At 64.8% G+C, this 15955-nt stretch carries 17 protein-coding genes and 1 tRNA gene; 8 read left to right on the top strand and 10 right to left on the bottom strand.

Going from position 1 to position 15955, the window contains the following annotated elements:
• Positions 1-6 precede the first annotated feature (6 nt).
• The 3 genes from ampD to CQ050_RS12230 form a co-directional block, all read right to left on the bottom strand.
• On the bottom strand, positions 7-585 hold the full coding sequence (gene ampD, locus CQ050_RS12240) for a 1,6-anhydro-N-acetylmuramyl-L-alanine amidase AmpD (protein ID WP_105557087.1): 579 nt from the start codon (positions 583-585) through the stop codon (positions 7-9).
• A gap of 76 nt (positions 586-661) precedes the next feature.
• Positions 662-928 carry a PP0621 family protein gene (locus CQ050_RS12235; RefSeq protein ID WP_105557086.1) on the bottom strand — a complete coding sequence of 89 codons (267 nt, stop codon included), beginning with the start codon at positions 926-928 and terminating at the stop codon, positions 662-664.
• A 1-nt stretch (position 929) separates the two neighbouring features.
• Entirely contained in the window at positions 930-1772 is an 843-nt protein-coding gene (locus CQ050_RS12230; RefSeq protein ID WP_105557085.1) for an inner membrane protein YpjD, read from the bottom strand.
• 106 nt (positions 1773-1878) lie between these two features.
• On the opposite strand from CQ050_RS12230, the gene ffh reads away from it, so the two are divergent.
• Complete coding sequence (gene ffh / locus CQ050_RS12225; RefSeq protein ID WP_105557084.1) at positions 1879-3285, top strand: signal recognition particle protein; 1407 nt, start codon at positions 1879-1881, stop codon at positions 3283-3285.
• A gap of 236 nt (positions 3286-3521) precedes the next feature.
• Here ffh and lysM read toward each other — a convergent pair whose 3' ends face one another.
• From lysM to trmB, 5 genes are all read right to left on the bottom strand, one after another.
• Positions 3522-3968, bottom strand: a complete 447-nt coding sequence (gene lysM / locus CQ050_RS12220; protein ID WP_105557083.1) for a peptidoglycan-binding protein LysM — start codon at positions 3966-3968, stop codon at positions 3522-3524.
• A 45-nt stretch (positions 3969-4013) separates the two neighbouring features.
• Positions 4014-4334, bottom strand: a complete 321-nt coding sequence (locus CQ050_RS12215) for a hypothetical protein (RefSeq protein ID WP_105557082.1) — start codon at positions 4332-4334, stop codon at positions 4014-4016.
• Between the two features lie 337 nt (positions 4335-4671).
• Entirely contained in the window at positions 4672-4872 is a 201-nt protein-coding gene (thiS, locus tag CQ050_RS12210; protein WP_006222389.1) for a sulfur carrier protein ThiS, read from the bottom strand.
• Positions 4873-4883: 11 nt separating this feature from the next.
• Complete coding sequence (gene pip, locus CQ050_RS12205) at positions 4884-5825, bottom strand: prolyl aminopeptidase (protein ID WP_105557081.1); 942 nt, start codon at positions 5823-5825, stop codon at positions 4884-4886.
• Entirely contained in the window at positions 5825-6637 is an 813-nt protein-coding gene (gene trmB / locus CQ050_RS12200) for a tRNA (guanosine(46)-N7)-methyltransferase TrmB (protein WP_233213989.1), read from the bottom strand. Before trmB ends, pip begins: the two co-directional genes overlap by 1 nt.
• A gap of 186 nt (positions 6638-6823) precedes the next feature.
• Between trmB and CQ050_RS12195 the strand changes: the two genes are divergently transcribed.
• The 3 genes from CQ050_RS12195 (at position 6824) to panB (ending at position 9081) form a co-directional block, all read left to right on the top strand.
• Positions 6824-6897 (top strand) — tRNA-Gly (locus CQ050_RS12195).
• A gap of 246 nt (positions 6898-7143) precedes the next feature.
• Complete coding sequence (locus CQ050_RS12190) at positions 7144-8199, top strand: RNA methyltransferase (RefSeq protein WP_105557080.1); 1056 nt, start codon at positions 7144-7146, stop codon at positions 8197-8199.
• A gap of 6 nt (positions 8200-8205) precedes the next feature.
• A complete protein-coding gene (gene panB, locus CQ050_RS12185; RefSeq protein ID WP_105557079.1) occupies positions 8206-9081 on the top strand; it encodes a 3-methyl-2-oxobutanoate hydroxymethyltransferase in 876 nt (291 codons plus the stop codon).
• Positions 9082-9096: 15 nt separating this feature from the next.
• On the opposite strand, the gene CQ050_RS12180 is transcribed toward panB, so the two are convergent.
• A complete protein-coding gene (locus tag CQ050_RS12180; protein ID WP_233213988.1) occupies positions 9097-9849 on the bottom strand; it encodes a Crp/Fnr family transcriptional regulator in 753 nt (250 codons plus the stop codon).
• A gap of 148 nt (positions 9850-9997) precedes the next feature.
• On the opposite strand from CQ050_RS12180, the gene CQ050_RS12175 reads away from it, so the two are divergent.
• The 4 genes from CQ050_RS12175 (at position 9998) to CQ050_RS12160 (ending at position 14520) form a co-directional block, all read left to right on the top strand.
• The gene (locus CQ050_RS12175) at positions 9998-11209 is read left to right on the top strand and encodes an ABC transporter substrate-binding protein (RefSeq protein ID WP_105557129.1); all 1212 of its coding nucleotides are present in this window, start codon (positions 9998-10000) and stop codon (positions 11207-11209) included.
• A gap of 10 nt (positions 11210-11219) precedes the next feature.
• A complete protein-coding gene (locus CQ050_RS12170; protein WP_105557077.1) occupies positions 11220-12134 on the top strand; it encodes a 3-keto-5-aminohexanoate cleavage protein in 915 nt (304 codons plus the stop codon).
• Between the two features lie 32 nt (positions 12135-12166).
• Entirely contained in the window at positions 12167-12943 is a 777-nt protein-coding gene (locus CQ050_RS12165; RefSeq protein WP_105557076.1) for an SDR family oxidoreductase, read from the top strand.
• 77 nt (positions 12944-13020) lie between these two features.
• On the top strand, positions 13021-14520 hold the full coding sequence (locus CQ050_RS12160; RefSeq protein WP_105557075.1) for a PLP-dependent aminotransferase family protein: 1500 nt from the start codon (positions 13021-13023) through the stop codon (positions 14518-14520).
• Between the two features lie 11 nt (positions 14521-14531).
• Here CQ050_RS12160 and CQ050_RS12155 read toward each other — a convergent pair whose 3' ends face one another.
• The gene (locus CQ050_RS12155) at positions 14532-15740 is read right to left on the bottom strand and encodes a benzoate/H(+) symporter BenE family transporter (RefSeq protein ID WP_105557074.1); all 1209 of its coding nucleotides are present in this window, start codon (positions 15738-15740) and stop codon (positions 14532-14534) included.
• Positions 15741-15955 lie beyond the last annotated feature (215 nt).

The following is a 15955-nucleotide window of genomic DNA, read 5'->3' as shown; positions in this document are numbered from 1 at the left end:
GTTGTGTCAGACGGGCGGCAACTGCCGCCGCGCAAAGCCGCTGTCGCGCGAAAAGCGCGTCCAGTTGAAAGCAGGTCCGGGGTCGGTCTTGCGCCCCGGGGCGATGTGTTCGTGGCCCCAGGCCGCGGCCAGGGGGTAGCGCGCCCGCAATACCGGCGTCAGCCTGCGCAGCGCCAGATACTGTTCATCGGCGTAGGGCAGGGTGTCGGTGCCTTCCAGTTCGATGCCGATGGAGAAGTCGTTGCAGCGTTCGCGCCCGCCAAAGCGCGACACGCCGGCGTGCCAGGCGCGCTGCTCGGTGGATACGAACTGGATGATGCGCCCGTCGCGGCGGATGAAAAAGTGGGCCGACACACGCAAGCCGCGCAGGCGTTCCAGCCAGGGGTGCGAAGCATGGTCCAGCGTATTCAGGAATAGTCCGGCAACTTCGGGGCCGCCGAACTGGCCGGGCGGCAGGCTGATGTTGTGCAGCACCAAGAGCGAGACCTGGGCGCCAGCGGGGCGCGCGTCGCGGTTGGGCGAAGGCAGCAAGGTGACACCCGGGGCCGGCGCCAGCCAGCCATGTCGATTCAGAAGCAGAGCCATGGGAGAGAACATGCGTGGTGAATCCAACAGGCATTATGCCGTGGCTGCCGCTGCCTCCCAAATCGGGAGTGGGGGCTTACTTTTTGCCTAGGGCAGCATGTTCGGCGCTGCACCACGTCAGGCCGTTCTGCAGCATGGCTTCGGAGCGCGGCAGGTGGATGCCGCAGTGCGCGCAACGCACCATGGACTCCGGCGTGGCCGGGTTGGGTGCGGCCGGCCCCGGCCGCCCGCGGCGGGCTTGGGGCTGTGCGCCCGCCTGCTTTGCCGCGGCCATGCGCGCGGCGATACGGGCGACGAACAGCACCGCGATGATCAGAACCACCCAAAACAGCAACTTGCCCACGTCAGCCTCGATGCAAAATCATTTCCAGCACGAAACGGCTGCCGGTATACGCCAGGATCAGGAAACCAAAGCCCGTCAGCGTCCAGCGCAGCGCCACGCGCCCGCGCCAGCCCCAGACGTGGCGGCCGGCCAGCAGCACGCCGAACGTCAGCCAGGACAGCAGGGTGAAGACGGTCTTGTGGTCGAACGGCAGGATCTTGCCGGTCAGCTTCATGGATGCGACCGACCCGGAGCCCACGGCCAGGGTCAGCACCACGAAACCGATCCAGATGATACGGAACAGCAGTTGCTCTTGCACCAGCAGCGGCGGCTGAGAGTCCAGCACGCGGCCGATGATGCTGCGTTCGGTGGGCGCGTCCAGCGGGCGGTGCAGGTGGCGGTCCAGCAGGGCCATCATCATGGCGTGCAGGGCGGCGATGGTGATCAGGCCGTAGGCGGCCAACGCGATCAGCAGGTGGACGCGTAGCCAGGCGTCGTCGGCGTGGGGCACGAATTGCCCTTGCGGGAACACCGCCGCCAGGGCGCTGGCGATGGCCGCGGCGGGCAAAAGCAGCAATTGCAGGCCGTCGATGCGCACCAGCAGGCTTTCCAGCCAGAACACCACCATGCCCAGCCAGATGGCCGCCGACAGGGCAAGTGCCCACCCAATGAACAGGTGCTGGGCGCCCAGCATGGCCTGTTGCAGGCCGATTCCATGGAGAACCAGGGCCCCCAACAGGCACAGACGGGCGATTTTGCCCGTCTTTTCGACTTCCCCGGCGCCGGCCAGGCGGATCCAAAGCGACCCCCCTAGCACTGCGTACGCCAAGGCAGCCGCTGTGTGAAATACAATGCCTAGTGACATAGAAACCGTTGTCTGGATGGGGCCTTGGGGTGCATGTCACCCGAAAGCGCAGAATCCGCGCCTGCGGCCACCGTTCAATCAACTAGTTTAAGCGGAAACGCCTCTCATGCTCGATAACCTAACTACACGCCTATCGCGCGTCGTCAAGACGCTGCGCGGTGAAGCCCGCCTGACCGAGGCCAACACCCAGGAGATGCTGCGCGAAGTGCGCATGGCGTTGCTGGAGGCCGACGTGGCGTTGCCCGTCGTCCGCGAATTCGTCGCCCGCGTGAAGGACAAGGCGCTGGGCGAAGAAGTCGCCGGCAGCCTCAGCCCGGGTCAGGCCCTGGTGGGCGTCGTCCACAAGGAACTGACCGCCTTGATGGGCGGTGACCTGGGCGCCGATTCCAACGAATTGTCGCTGGCCGTGCAGCCGCCCGCCGTCATCCTGATGGCCGGCCTGCAGGGCGCCGGTAAAACCACCACCACCGGCAAGCTGGCCCGCTGGCTGTCCGAAGGTCAGCACACGCAGCACGGCCGCAAGACGGGCAAGAAGAAAGTGCTGGTGGTGTCCGCCGACGTCTACCGTCCGGCCGCTATCGACCAGCTGAAGAGCGTCGCGGCGCAGGTCGGCGTGGACTTCCTGCCGTCCGACCCCAGCCAGAAGCCCGAAGACATCGCGCGCGGCGCGGTGGACCATGCCAAGCGTCACCACTACGACGTGCTGATTCTCGACACGGCCGGCCGCTTGGGCATCGACGAGGCCATGATGCGCGAAATTCGCGCCTTGCATGACCTGGTCAAGCCCGTTGAAACGCTGTTCGTCGTGGACGCCATGCAGGGCCAGGACGCGGTCAACACCGCGCGCGCCTTTGGCGATGCGTTGCCGCTGACCGGCGTGGTGCTGACCAAGCTGGATGGCGATGCCCGCGGCGGCGCGGCCCTGTCGGTGCGCCACGTGACCGGCAAGCCGCTGAAGTTCGTCGGCGTCTCGGAAAAGCTGGACGGCCTGGAGCCGTTCTACCCCGACCGCATGGCGCAACGCGTGCTGGGCATGGGCGACATCGTTTCCCTGGTCGAACAAGCGCAGAAGAACATCGATATCGCCGAAGCCCAGAAGCTGGCGGCGAAGATCAAATCGGGCAACAAGTTCGATCTGAACGATTTCCGCGATCAGCTTGGCCAGGTGAAGAAGCTGGGCGACATGGGTTCGTTGCTTGAAAAGCTGCCGGCCCAGTTCCAGCAGGCAGCCGGTCAGTTGCAGGGCGGGCAGGCGGAAAAGCAGTTGCGCCGCACCGAAGGCATCCTGAATTCCATGACGGCAGCCGAACGCGCCAAACCCGAACTGATCAAGGCGTCCCGCAAGCGCCGCATCGCCACCGGTTCCGGCGTGCCGGTTCAGGAAGTCAACCGCTTGCTGGCTCAGTTCGAGCAGATGCAGGGGATGATGAAGCAGATGAAGAAGGGCGGCATGGCAAAGATGATGCGCGCCATGGGCGGCATGAAGGGATTGGGCCGCTTCGGCATGAAGTAAGGCCCCCACGGCGCGCGCACTGCGTGCGCTTCCTGCCCCCCAAGGGGGCGCTTTTCCCTTGGGGCGGCCCGGCGGGAAAAGATGCCCCACGGCGCGCGCACTGCGTGCGCTGCCGGCCAAAAAAATGGCCAGACGTTGCGTCTGGCCAAGCAATCGCGGCAGGCAGGGGGCGCCTTGCCGCGACACAATCCGGAAAACGCATGGGTGTTTCCCGGGTTGTTGGATTGCGTTTCGGCTTACGCCAAGGGCGGGATGCGCAGCACCTGGCCCGGGTAGATCTTGTCGGGGCTGGTCAGCATCGGCTTGTTGGCCTCGAAGATCAGCGAATTCTTGGCGCCTTGGCCCTTGCCGTATTGCGCTTCGGCGATCTTCCACAGGTTGTCGCCCTTTTGCACCGTGTACATCTTGGCTTCCGGCGTGGCCTGCTTCACTTTCAGCTGGTTGTCGACCGCTGCGACGCCGACGGTATTGCCCAGCGCCAGGGAGATTTTCTCGGCGTCTTCGGTGCTGAGGGCTTCGCCTGCCACCGTGACCTTGTCGCCATCCACCGTGATTTGCAGGCCGTCTGCGTTCAGGCCGTGTTTATCCAGCTCTTTCTTCAACTCGTCTGCCGTCGCGGCCTTGGCCTCGCTGGCGCCGAAGAGCTTTTCCCCAACGTCCTTGATGAAATTGAGCAGACCCATAGTGTTTCCTTTATCTATGTTGCGGTGAGAAAACCAGAAGTGCCTTCAGGGCGCGCGGCCCACCAGCATCTTGCGCACGACTCCGACGATCAAGGTCAGCACGGCGCCACCGACACCGCCGCCTACTACATCGCCGGCGATCGTTGAAAGATCCAGTCCGGTACTGCCTGCCGTTGCTGCCGCTCCCGCGCCGGCCGTGATCATGGGCGCCAACCACGACCCGCCTGCCAGACCGCCGATGGCTCCTGCGATGGTGTTTCCAAGCGGGCCCAGGTTGAACTGCTGGAGCATTTTCCCCAGTCCATTGCCACCGGCTGCGCCAGCCACAAGCTGGATGAGAAGATTGATGATGACCGCGGTGTTCATGATGCCTCCTTGCCCCATGGGGCGATGTGCAACGCTAGAACAACAACACGACAACGTAACAACGCCAGCAGCAACGATTATTACTCGCGGACTTGCCCGCAGACGAGGGGTTAACGTGTAACAGGTTGCTAGCCCACTGGCAGACTACGCAAGAATGCTCGTCAGTTTGCAGGCAGCACCGGGCGACAGGCGCAAACTCCCTCGGGCGCAAGGCGCCATGCATTCGAACGTGATCGAAAACGCATAAGCAAAAGGCCGCTGAATCAGCGGCCCTTCGCGTTGCGTCGTATTGTTTGCGTCCGGTGCTTGGCAGCCGCCCGGGCAAGGCGGTGCGGAATCAGCCCCCGCCCACCGCCACCACGATTTCGATCTGGTCGCCGTCGGTCAACGTGGTTTGCTCGTGCTGGCTCTTGGGCACGATCTCGCCATTGCGCTCCACGGCCACGCGCTTGCCGGCATAGCCCAGCGTTTGAAGCAGTTCGATGACGGTCGTGTCCAGCGGGAACTCCCGCGCGTCGCCGTTCAGGGTGATGTGCATATCAGGTCTCCTCACTGTTTCGCATAGGCGTCGGTGGCGCCGATCAGGCGCGCCAGCGTGCCGGGCTCATCGAATGCGTGCCCTGCGTCGGGCACCAGATGAAAATCGGCTTCCGGCCAGGCGCGGTGCAAGTCCCACGCGGTGCGCGCGGGCGTGCAGACGTCGTAGCGGCCCTGGACGATGGTGCCGGGAATGCCGCGCAATTTGTGCGCGTCGCGGATCAGCTGGCCTTCTTCCATGAAGCCGGCGTTCACGAAGTAGTGGTTTTCGATGCGGGCAAAGGCCAGCGCCGCGCGGTCGGCGGCATGGCTTTGCTGGTGGCGCGGGCTGGGCAGCAGCGTAATGGTGCTGTCTTCCCACTTGCTCCACGCCTTGGCCGCGCGCAGTTGCTCGGCGGGGTCATTGCCCGTCAGGCGCTTGTGGTACGCCGCCACCAGATCGCCGCGCTCGGCTTCAGGGATGGGTGCCAGATACTCTTCCCAGCGGTCCGGGAACAGCCACGACGCGCCTTCCTGGTAGAACCATTGGATTTCCGCGCGGCGCAGGCCGAAGATGCCGCGCAGCACCATTTCGCTGACGTGCGACGGATGCGTTTCCGCATAAGCCAGCGCCAGGGTCGAGCCCCAGGATCCGCCGAACACCAGCCACTTCTCCGCGCCCATGATCTCGGTGCGCAGGCGCTCGATGTCGGACACCAGATGCCAGGTCGTGTTGTTGTCCAGGCTGGCGTGCGGCTTGGACCGGCCGCAACCGCGCTGATCGAACAGCAGCACGTTGTAGCGCTGCGGGTCGAACAACTGGCGATGCACGGGCGAGCAACCACTGCCCGGGCCGCCATGCAGGAAGACGGCGGGCTTGCCGTTCGGATTGCCCGACATTTCCCAATAGATCTGGTGGCCGTCCCCGGTGTCCAGAATGCCGTGGCGGTACGGTTCGATCGGCGGATAGAGCATTAGGCGACTCGCTTGAATATCAGGTCCCAGACGCCGTGGCCCAAACGCAGGCCGCGTGTCTCGAATTTGGTCAAGGGGCGGTAATCGGGGCGGGGCGCGTAGCCGTCCGCCGTATTGGCCAGCAGCGGTTCGCCGCTAAGCACTTCCAGCATCTGCACCGCGTAGTCTTCCCAGTCGGTGGCGCAATGGATGTAGCCTCCCGGCGCGATGCGACTGGCCAGCAGCGACACGAACGCGGGCTGCAGCAGGCGGCGCTTGTGATGGCGCTTCTTGGGCCACGGGTCGGGGAAGTACACATGCACGCCGGCCAGCGAATCCGGCGCGATCATGTCGCGAACGACTTCAACGGCGTCGTGCTGGATGATGCGCAGGTTCGGGATGTTGGAATCTTCAATGCGGCGCAGCAGCGAGCCGACGCCGGCGTTGAACACCTCAACGCCCAGGAAGTTGTCGTCCGGGCGGGCCAGCGCGATCTTTTCCGTGGTTTCGCCCATGCCGAAGCCAATCTCAAGCACGGTCGGCGCCTGCCGGCCGAATGCGGCGGCGGGGTCCAGGCGGCGGGCGGCGTACGGGATGGACCATTGGCCCATCAGGCGCTCCAGCGCGGCCAGCTGGCCCTGCGTGATGTGGCCGCGGCGATGCACGAAGCTGCGGATGTGCGTGGCGCCCGGGCTGTTCGGGGCGTGGGCGGTACTGGCCAGCGCGGCCTGCGTTTCCGGGGAAACGGAGGCTTGCGCAGCGGAGTCGGCGGTCGTGTCGGGCGTATTCACGGGGGGCGTCGCGGGCTTGTCCGCGGGGTTGTTCGTATTCATAGCCTCGAATTGTAGTGGTAGGTGCGGCGGGGCGGAGTCGGCCTGAAGGACTAAATTAGGGACGTATTTATCCCGCAGCCAACGGAACGATCCGCGACGGGGCCGAAAATCCCTCTGGAATCCAAAAAAAGGCGCGCTATAATCATCGGCTCTGCTCCGGCCCCTGCGCCGCGGCACGACACCCGAGCGGGTGTAGTTCAATGGTAGAACGGCAGCTTCCCAAGCTTCATACGAGGGTTCGATTCCCTTCACCCGCTCCAATCAAGACTCTCACTCGCCCGGTGACTTTGGAAAGCAACCCAAGGTCTCGAAATCCGTCGGTCCTGAAACCATGGTTTCTTCCCTTCTGATGTGGGAAGACGGCTGACGTAGTTCGGCCACTCGCCCAAAGATGCGCCTGGTGGCCAAGGGGTTGGGCATGCGGGGAACGGATTTAGTGGATTTTGAGCCAGCATTTGAATAGTTCCGGCACTGAAGATGGGTTGGATGCTTACAATCCGTTCCCTATGCGCTATTCCGACTTCGATCATCGCCTTGCCGCACTTGGCGCCCGGCCCGTTCATCGCGGCCGGGTCGTGCGCGTCTGGCTGAACGGGCAAGCGCTCGACAGCGGCACGCGGCGGCGGCGTTCAGAGGACTTTCTGCCGTTAACGCTGCGCAATGCGCTGCCCGAGCTGACGGCTGAGCTGGACGGCCTTGCCCGTGTCCGCTCGGAACACGCCGGCAATGATGGCTCCCGCTTGCTTGTTGAACTGGGGGACGGGCAGATGGTGGAAAGCGTGCTGCTGCCGCGTGACGGCCTTTGCGTTTCCACGCAAGTCGGCTGCGCGGTGGGCTGTCGTTTCTGCATGACGGGCAAGAGCGGGCTGATCCGTCAGGTCACCAGCATGGAGATCCTTGCCCAGGTCGTGCTGGCACGGCGCCAGAGCACCGTGAAGAAAGTCGTCTTCATGGGCATGGGAGAACCGGCGCACAACCTGGAAAATGTGCTTGAAGCCATCGACCTGCTTGGCACCGAAGGCAATATTGGCCATAAGAACCTGGTGCTATCGACTGTCGGCGATCTGCGTGTGTTCGAAGCCCTGCCGCGGCAACGCGTCAAACCCGCGCTGGCGCTGTCGCTGCACACCACCAAGAACGAACTGCGTGAGCACCTGCTGCCGCGCGCGGCGAAAATTACGCCGGCGGAGCTTGTTGAACTGGGCGAACAGTACGCCCGCGACACCGGGTACCCCATCCAATACCAGTGGACGTTGCTAAAGGGCGTCAACGACGGCAACGACGAACTCGACGCCGTCCTGCACTTGCTCAAGGGCAAGTACTGCGTGCTGAACGTCATCCCTTTCAATAGTCTTGAAGGGGACGACTATCAACGCCCCGATCCCGAACGCATCCGCGAGATCGTCCACTACCTCCACCAGCGCGGTTTATTGACCAAGGTAAGAAACAGCGCCGGGCAGGATGTAGACGGCGGCTGCGGCCAGTTGCGCGCCCGCGCCGTTGGCGCCGAACAGGTCGTCACGCTGCGCCGCCAACGCACACCAAAACCGATAGCGGCATAGATAACCATGAATACGCCCCAGAACTCCCCGCCCGCCGCAGCGCCCTACGGATTGAGGGCGGCTGATGCGCCGAAGAGGGTAAGCGTCCAGACCTTCGCGGACATGCGCGCCCGCGGCGAGAAAATCGCCATGCTGACCGCCTACGACGCCACGTTCGCGGCGGTGGCGGACGCGGCCGGTGTCGACACGCTGCTGGTGGGCGATTCGCTGGGCATGGTATGCCAGGGAGGCAACGGCACGGTCGGGGTGTCGCTTGACGACATGGTCTATCACACCCGATGCGTGGCGGAGGGCGTTCGGCGCACCGGCGGACGCACGCTGATCGTGGCGGATCTTCCCTTTGGCAGCTATCAGGTCTCGAAAGAGCAGGCGATCGCTTCGGCCGTGGCGCTGATGAGCGCCGGCGCGCAGATGGTCAAGCTTGAGGGCGGAGGATGGGTGGCGGAGACGGCGCGCTTCCTGGTGGAACGCGGCGTGCCGGTGTGCGGCCATCTGGGGCTGACGCCTCAGACGGTTTCGTCGCTGGGCGGATTTCGCGTGCAAGGCCGCACGGACGAGGCCGCGGCCTGCTTGCGCGAGGACAGCGCGGCGCTGGAGGCCGCCGGGGCCACGATGCTGGTGCTGGAAATGGTGCCGGCCGCGCTTGCGACGGCGATCACCGCCGACCTGCTTGCCTGCGCCACCATCGGTATCGGCGCAGGCCGGGGCACGGCAGGGCAAGTGCTGGTCATGCACGACATGCTGGGCGTCAACCTTGGCCGGATGGCGAAATTCGTCCGCAACTTCATGGACGGAAGCGACGGCGTCAAAGGCGCGATGGAACGCTATGTGCGCGCGGTGAAGGACGGGTCGTTCCCGGACGACGCCAAGCACGCGTGGTGAGGGTTCCCCGCTTTATCATGATGGCTCGCGATTGAGTTTGGCATGGCGGTACAGCGCGTCCCGATCCAGGACCGTCAATCCGCCGTAGTGCGTCTGGAGGACCCCGGCCCGGGCCAGTGTCACCAATGCCGTATTGCAGCGTTGCCGCGACACGCCGCACAGGCTTGCGATCTCTTCTTGCGATATCTTCAAGCGGCCGTTGGTGCCGGAATGCGCTTCGGCGTCCAGCTGCGCCGCGACGGCGCGCGCCACCGTGGTGTCGACGTCCAGCAGCACATTGCCGGTATAGGACGCCATTAGCCAGTTGACCCGCTGGGCCAGGTGCGTCATCAGCGCCTTGGTGAACTCGATATTGTTGTTCCACAGGCGCTCGCAGGTGTCGCGCGGCAAGATGACCACCCGGCTTGGCCGTAGCGCCACCACTTCGTACTCGAACCGCTCGCGGCGGATCATGGTGGCTTCGCCGAACCAGCTTCCGGTGCTGAAGCCGGCCAGCGACAGGGACCGGCCGTCCGATCCCCGCGACGACCATTTCACCAGCCCTTCCACCACGCCATACCAGCCGGGCGATTTCGCGCCTTCGCGAAACAGATATTCGCCCGTGCGCAGCGACACGATGCGCAGCTCTGCGCGGACGAGGCCACGTTCAAGCTCCGGCAAGCCGTTGTACCAAGGGACGACGTCCAGCATTTTGTCGACAGGGCATGGCGCTGGCCGGCGTTTGGCGCCGGTCGAGTCGTTGCCGGTACCGGTGGGCGGTCCGCGCATAGTGCTCCCTAATCAGCAGTGGTGACCCCGCACAGGTAAACCCTAGGGCGCTTTGTCAACTTGATGACTGTCCGCCCGCAGGGTCCAGTCCCAGAATAGTCGAGGCCCTAAGAGCCGAAAACCATAAGAGGAGACAGGTATGTTGTCAATGCCACGCAGGTTGTCCTGCGCCGCGATCGCTTGCGGCGCGGCCATTACGTTTGGCGCGGGCGTTGCGCATGCGCAGATGTCCGACGACGTTATTCGAATCGGATTCATCACCGATATGTCGGGCGTCTATTCCGGCCCCGATGGTCCTGGCGGCGCCGAAGCCATCAAGATGGCCATCGAGGAAATGGGCGGCGAGATCAACGGCAAGAAGATCGAACTGCTGACGGCCGACCACCAGAACAAGGCGGACATCGCATCGGCCAAGGCGCGCGAGTGGTTCGACCAGAAGGGCCTGGACATGCTGATCGGTGGCACCAATTCCAGCACGGCGCTTGCCATGTCGAAGGTGGCGGCCGACAAAAAGAAGCCGATCATCGTGGTGGGCGCGGGCGCACCGGCGCTGACCAACGAGCAGTGCACGCCCTATACCCTGAACTATGCCTATGACACGGTTGCGCAGGCGCGCGGCACGGGCGCCGCGGTGGTCAAGGCGGGCGGCAAGACCTGGTACTTCCTGACGGCCGACTACGCTTTCGGCAATGCGCTGCAGGCCGATACCACGAAGGTGGTGGAGGCGGGCGGTGGCAAGGTGGTGGGGTCGGTCAAGCATCCGCTGGCCTCCAGCGACTTTTCGTCCTTCCTGCTGCAGGCGCAAAGCAGCAAGGCGGAAATCCTGGCCTTGGCGAATGCCGGCGCCGACGCGACCAACGCAATCAAGGCCGCCAACGAATTCGGCATCACGAAGACGATGCGGTTGGCCGGCCTGATCATGTTCATCAATGACATCCATGCCATGGGGCTGGACGCGGCACAGGGGCTGTACCTGACCGACAGCTGGTACTGGAACACGTCGGACGAGACGCGCGCCTGGGGCCAGAAGTTCTTCGAGCGGCGCAAGGCCATGCCATCGTCGCTGCAGGCGGCGGACTATTCTGCTGCGTTGCAGTATCTGCGTGCCGTCAAGGCAACCGGCACCGACGACGCCGATCGCGTGCTGGCGCATATGCGCGAAAACAAGCTGAACGACCTGTACATCAAGAACGGCGTCGTCCGTCCCGACGGCCGGGTGGTGCATGACATGTACCTGCTGCAGGTCAAGACCCCCGCGCAATCGAAAGCGCCTTGGGATTACTTCAACGTGGTGCAGACCATCGACGGCAACGAGGCCTTCACGACCAAAGCGGAAAGCCGCTGCGCGCTGTGGAAGTAAGGAGAACCGCATGTCCAAACGCAAAGTGATCGTGACCATCGCCCCAACCGGGGGCATGGCGCTGAAAAGCCAGAACCCGCATCTGCCGACGCAGCCCGCGGAAATCGCCGAAGACGTCTATCGCTGCTACAACGCCGGGGCCAGCGTGGTGGCCTTGCATGCCCGCCGACCCGACGATCTGGCCACCTGCAACGCCGACATCTACCGCGACATGAACCAGCGCATCCGCGACCGCTGCGACATTGTCCTGAACAACTCCACGGGCGGGGGCGTGCATGGCGACATGGTCAAGGAAACGTCGCCGGGCACCTGGGAAATCCTGTGGGAAGAGCGCCTGAAGGGCATGGACGCCGGCGCCGAGATGTGCACGCTTGACGCGACCACGCTGAATCTGGCGTTCGGCGACCGTGAATACCTGATGAACACGCCGCTGACCCGTGCGCGCGAGATGGCGGCCGCCATGCAGGCCCGCGGCATCAAGCCCGAGTGGGAGGTGTTCAGCCCGACGCATATTCTGCAGGACGCGACGACCCTCATCAACGAGGGCCTGGACGAGGCGCCGCATTTCATCAACCTGGTGATGAACGTGCACCGGAACTTCCAGAACGCCATGCCGTTTTCGCCCAGGCATCTGCAGATGATGGTCGACCTGCTGCCAAAGCACAGCATCTTCTGCGTCAGCGGCATCGGACCGGCGCAACTTGAAGCCAACATCAGCGCGCTGCTGCTGGGCGGGCACGCGCGGGTGGGGCTGGAAGACAACCTGTATTACCGCCATGGCGAATTGGCCACCAACGTCCAGCTTACCGAACGCATTGTTCGGGTGATCCGCGAAATGGACATGGAACCCGCGACCCCCGCCGAAGCGCGCCAGATGCTTGGCCTGCCGCTGCAAAGCGGCGTCCGGCCGGCGTTCGCGCTCTGATCCGGCTTCCGACCTTTTATCGACAAAGCGACATGATTGAATCCTTGAACGGCAAGCGCGTCCTGATTACCGCCGGGGCCCATGGCATCGGGCTGGCCATTGCCCGCAAATTCCTGCAGGCCGGCGCCGGCGTGCATATCTGCGATGTGGACGCCGAGGCCTGCCAGGCCGCCCGCGCGGCGCATCCGGGCTTGAGCGCCAGCGTGACCGACGTCTCCGACGAGGCCCAGGTGCTGGCCATGTTTGAAGACGTGGCCGGGCGTTGGGGAAAGCTGGATGCGCTGATCAACAATGCGGGCGTATCCGGCCCCACGAGCCGGCTGGAAGACACCGGGCTGGACGCCTGGCGGACCACGCTGGACGTGAACCTGACCGGCACGTTTCTCTGCGCCCGCAGCGCCGTGCCGCTGTTGCGGGCGGCGGGCGGTGGATCCATCGTCAATATCTCGTCGGTGGCGGGGCGCCTGGGCTTTTCATTGCGCACGCCCTACAGCGCCAGCAAATTCGGCCTGGCCGGCCTGACGCAGACTTGGGCAATGGAACTGGGGCCCGACGGCATCCGGGTGAATTCCGTCTTGCCGGGCGTGGTGGCGGGCGACCGCGTGGAACGCGTGATCGCCGCGCGCGCGGCGGCCGGCGGCGTCAGCAATGACGAGATGCGCATGCAGCTGGTGGAGAAAGTCTCGCTGCGCCGCATGACTCAGCCCGAGGACGTGGCGAACCAGGTGGCGTTCCTGTGTTCGGACGACGGCGCGATGGTCAGCGGCCAGAGCATTTCGGTGTGCGGCAATGTGGAGCACCTGGGGTAAGAGGCGCGTCCGGGCGTCCGGCCGCCGGATAGAATGGTCTGCTTTCATGGCAACGATTCTTCTGGCGACCAGACCGCATGGCCCGCGCATTCGAACTTGAAACGTTGAAGATCCGCATGAACGATGCGGATCTTCAACGTTTGGACCTGCACCAACGCATCCAGCGGGCGCTACGCGCCTTGATTCTGGACGGCGCGCTGGACCCGGGCGTGAAATTGCCGGCAACGCGCGCATTGGCGGCATCGCTGGGCGTGGCGCGCGACACGGTCGAGAACGCCTACGTGCAGCTGCATCGCGACGGCTACATCGTCCGGCGCGAAGGGTCAGGCAGCTACGTCTCCGACACGGTGGGCGCGGAATTGCGCGGGGCCGCGGCGCGGCGCATCCGGCTTGCCGACGACAGGCGCGGCCTGGCCGAGCCGGGGGCGGGCCTGAGCCGCCGGGGCAAGATGATTCTGGACAGCGGCGGCGTTAGCGACCAGCGTGCGGTCCAGGCTTTTGCCACGGGGCTGCCCGAGACCCGCACGTTTCCGACGGACGTCTGGGAGCGCTTGCAGCGGCAGGCGCTGAAGGACCATCGCGACCAGGTGTTGCTGCATGGCGATCCCCAAGGCGCCGCGCCATTGCGCAAGGCGATTGCGTCGTATCTGAACCTGGAGCGGGGCGCCAAGGTGTCGCCCGATCAGATCCTGGTGTTGAGCAGCACGCGGCAGGCCCTGTTCCTGTGCGCGCAGTTGCTGGTGGACGCTGGCAAGCCGATCTTGCTGGAGAACCCCGGTTACTTTGGCGCCAAGAAGGCGTTCGAATCCGCCGAGGCCAGGATCGTGCCCATTGATGTCGACGCCCAGGGCGTGCGCACCGACCTGTTGCGCGCGGACCGCAGCGGCGCCAACTGTGTGTACGTGACGCCCTCGCATCAATACCCCACGGGGGCGACCCTGTCGCTGGCGCGGCGGCTGGAATTGACCCGCTGGGCGGCCGAGAACGGCAAGTGGATCATCGAAGACGATTACGACAGCGAATTCCATTACGACGGTTTGCCGACCGCCTGCGTGCAGGGCCTGGACAAGTACCAGCGCACGCTTTACATCGGCACCTTCAGCAAGACGCTCTATCCCGGCTTGCGCATGGGATACATGGCGCTACCCCGTGAACTGGTCAGCGCCTTCGCCTATGCGCGCAGCATCCTGGACGGACATACGCCGCAGATCCTGCAACTGACGCTGGCGCGTTTCATGGAAGACGGGCACTACAACACCCATATCCGCGCCATGCGCAAACTGTACGCCGCGCGCCGCGACGCCATGCTGCAAGCCTTGGACACGCACATGGCCGGCATTGCCACCGCAGCGCGGCCACAGGGCGGGCTTCAGATTCCCTGCATGCTGCTGCGCGGCTGGTCCGAGGAAAAGACGATCAGGCAGGCGGCGGGCGCCGGCCTGCTGCTGCCGGGGCTGAGCCGGCTATATGCCGGCGCCGACAAGCGGCAGGGCTGGATACTGGGGTATTCCTCGCTGACCGAGCACGAGATCGACACCGCCATGCGGCGGCTGTCGGTCGCGCTAAGAAAGCGGTAGCGGGCCATGCGCTAGGGTTTGGCGGGGCTGCCGATCAGCGCGCGGCTGCCGCCGTGGATCAGCAGATGGGCGGTCAGCCCGGCGACCAGCCCCCAGAACGCACCGCCCACCCCCAGCAGCGTGACGTTGGCGGCCGTGGCCAGGAAGGTGATCAATGCGGTCTCGCGGGTGCGGGCGTCGGCCATGGCGTTGGCCAGGCTGCCGCCGATGGCGCCTAGCAGCGCCAGCCCCGCCAACGTCGTGATGAAGGCCTTGGGCAACACCATGAACAAGGTCGCCAGGGTGACGCCGAAGGTACCCACCAGGATGTAGAACACGCCGCAGGCCAGCCCCGCCAGGTAGCGCTTGCGCGGGTCTTCGTGCGCATCAGGGCCGGTGCAGATCGCGGCGGTGATGGCCGCCACGTTGAAGGCGTGCGCGCCGAACGGGGCCATGATCAGGGAACCCAGGCCGGTAATGGTCAGGATCGGGTTGGCGCTGGTTCGGTAACCGTCGTTGCGCAGCACCAGCATGCCCGGCATGTATTGGCCCGTCAGCGTGATGACGAACAACGGCAGCGCCACGCCCAGCAGGGCCTGCAGCGAAAACCGGGGCATTTCAAAAACGGGCGCGGCAAGGCTCAGATGGACGGCCGCGAAGTCGATGCGGTCCTGCGCGATCAACATGGCGACGCCGATGAGCAAAATGCCGACGACGGCGAAACGCGACGTATAGCGCTTGAGCAGTGCATACGAGATCATCAGCACGATCACCAGCGCCGGATCGACGCTGGCGCCGCCGAAGGCATTGACGCCGAATTGCAGCAGGATGCCGGCCAGCAGCCCGGCTGCGATGCCGCCGGGAATCCTGCGCACCAGCTTTTCAAACGCGCCGGACAGGCCCAGCACGATAAAGCCCAAGGCGGACACCACGTAGGCGCCAATGACTTCGCCATAAGGCGTGAACGGCATCACCGTGGCCAGGAAGGCCACGCCGGGCGTGGACCACGCCGTGATGATCGGCGCCTTGTACCGGAAGCTGAGCAGGGCGCCAGTGACGCCAACCCCGATCGAAACGGCCCAGACCCATGATGCCGTCTGGGCGGGCGTCAACCGGGCCAGCTCGGCGGCCTGGAACACGAGCACGAAGGTTCCGCCGTAGTTCACCAGCACCGAAATCAGGGCGGCGATAGTCGGCGAAAAGAAGTCGGCGGGTCGAAGGCGAACCGGCGGTGTCGTCATGAAGCACTCCACATTGCGTACGGGGCCGCAGGGGGCGGCCAGCACAAGGCATGAAGTGTAGGAGTGATGTGGACTGCTAATTCATGCCACTTTGGCACGTGTCAGCAGACCGCTTTGGCGGGCTACGCGAGTATCGGGCTTCCCGTTGGGCGCTGCTGAGTCAGCGCCCATCGTTACGTCTTCGCCGGCTACTCGTGAAAAACCGGGTTTTCGGG

Origin of the sequence: Achromobacter sp. MYb9 (assembly GCF_002975275.1) — a bacterium.
In the GTDB taxonomy this organism is placed as follows: Bacteria; Pseudomonadota; Gammaproteobacteria; order Burkholderiales; family Burkholderiaceae_B; genus Achromobacter.
This window is presented reverse-complemented; position numbering and strand designations above follow the sequence as displayed.

Coding starts and splice junctions, on each gene's coding strand:
- ampD (WP_105557087.1), bottom strand. CDS start 585: ATGGCTCTGCTTCTGAATCGACATGGCTGGCTGGCGCCGGCCCCGGGT.
- CQ050_RS12230 (WP_105557085.1), bottom strand. CDS start 1,772: ATGTCACTAGGCATTGTATTTCACACAGCGGCTGCCTTGGCGTACGCA.
- ffh (WP_105557084.1), top strand. CDS start 1,879: ATGCTCGATAACCTAACTACACGCCTATCGCGCGTCGTCAAGACGCTG.
- lysM (WP_105557083.1), bottom strand. CDS start 3,968: ATGGGTCTGCTCAATTTCATCAAGGACGTTGGGGAAAAGCTCTTCGGC.
- CQ050_RS12215 (WP_105557082.1), bottom strand. CDS start 4,334: ATGAACACCGCGGTCATCATCAATCTTCTCATCCAGCTTGTGGCTGGC.
- thiS (WP_006222389.1), bottom strand. CDS start 4,872: ATGCACATCACCCTGAACGGCGACGCGCGGGAGTTCCCGCTGGACACG.
- pip (WP_105557081.1), bottom strand. CDS start 5,825: ATGCTCTATCCGCCGATCGAACCGTACCGCCACGGCATTCTGGACACC.
- trmB (WP_233213989.1), bottom strand. CDS start 6,637: ATGAATACGAACAACCCCGCGGACAAGCCCGCGACGCCCCCCGTGAAT.
- CQ050_RS12190 (WP_105557080.1), top strand. CDS start 7,144: ATGCGCTATTCCGACTTCGATCATCGCCTTGCCGCACTTGGCGCCCGG.
- panB (WP_105557079.1), top strand. CDS start 8,206: ATGAATACGCCCCAGAACTCCCCGCCCGCCGCAGCGCCCTACGGATTG.
- CQ050_RS12180 (WP_233213988.1), bottom strand. CDS start 9,849: ATGCGCGGACCGCCCACCGGTACCGGCAACGACTCGACCGGCGCCAAA.
- CQ050_RS12175 (WP_105557129.1), top strand. CDS start 9,998: ATGCCACGCAGGTTGTCCTGCGCCGCGATCGCTTGCGGCGCGGCCATT.
- CQ050_RS12170 (WP_105557077.1), top strand. CDS start 11,220: ATGTCCAAACGCAAAGTGATCGTGACCATCGCCCCAACCGGGGGCATG.
- CQ050_RS12165 (WP_105557076.1), top strand. CDS start 12,167: ATGATTGAATCCTTGAACGGCAAGCGCGTCCTGATTACCGCCGGGGCC.
- CQ050_RS12160 (WP_105557075.1), top strand. CDS start 13,021: ATGGCCCGCGCATTCGAACTTGAAACGTTGAAGATCCGCATGAACGAT.
- CQ050_RS12155 (WP_105557074.1), bottom strand. CDS start 15,740: ATGACGACACCGCCGGTTCGCCTTCGACCCGCCGACTTCTTTTCGCCG.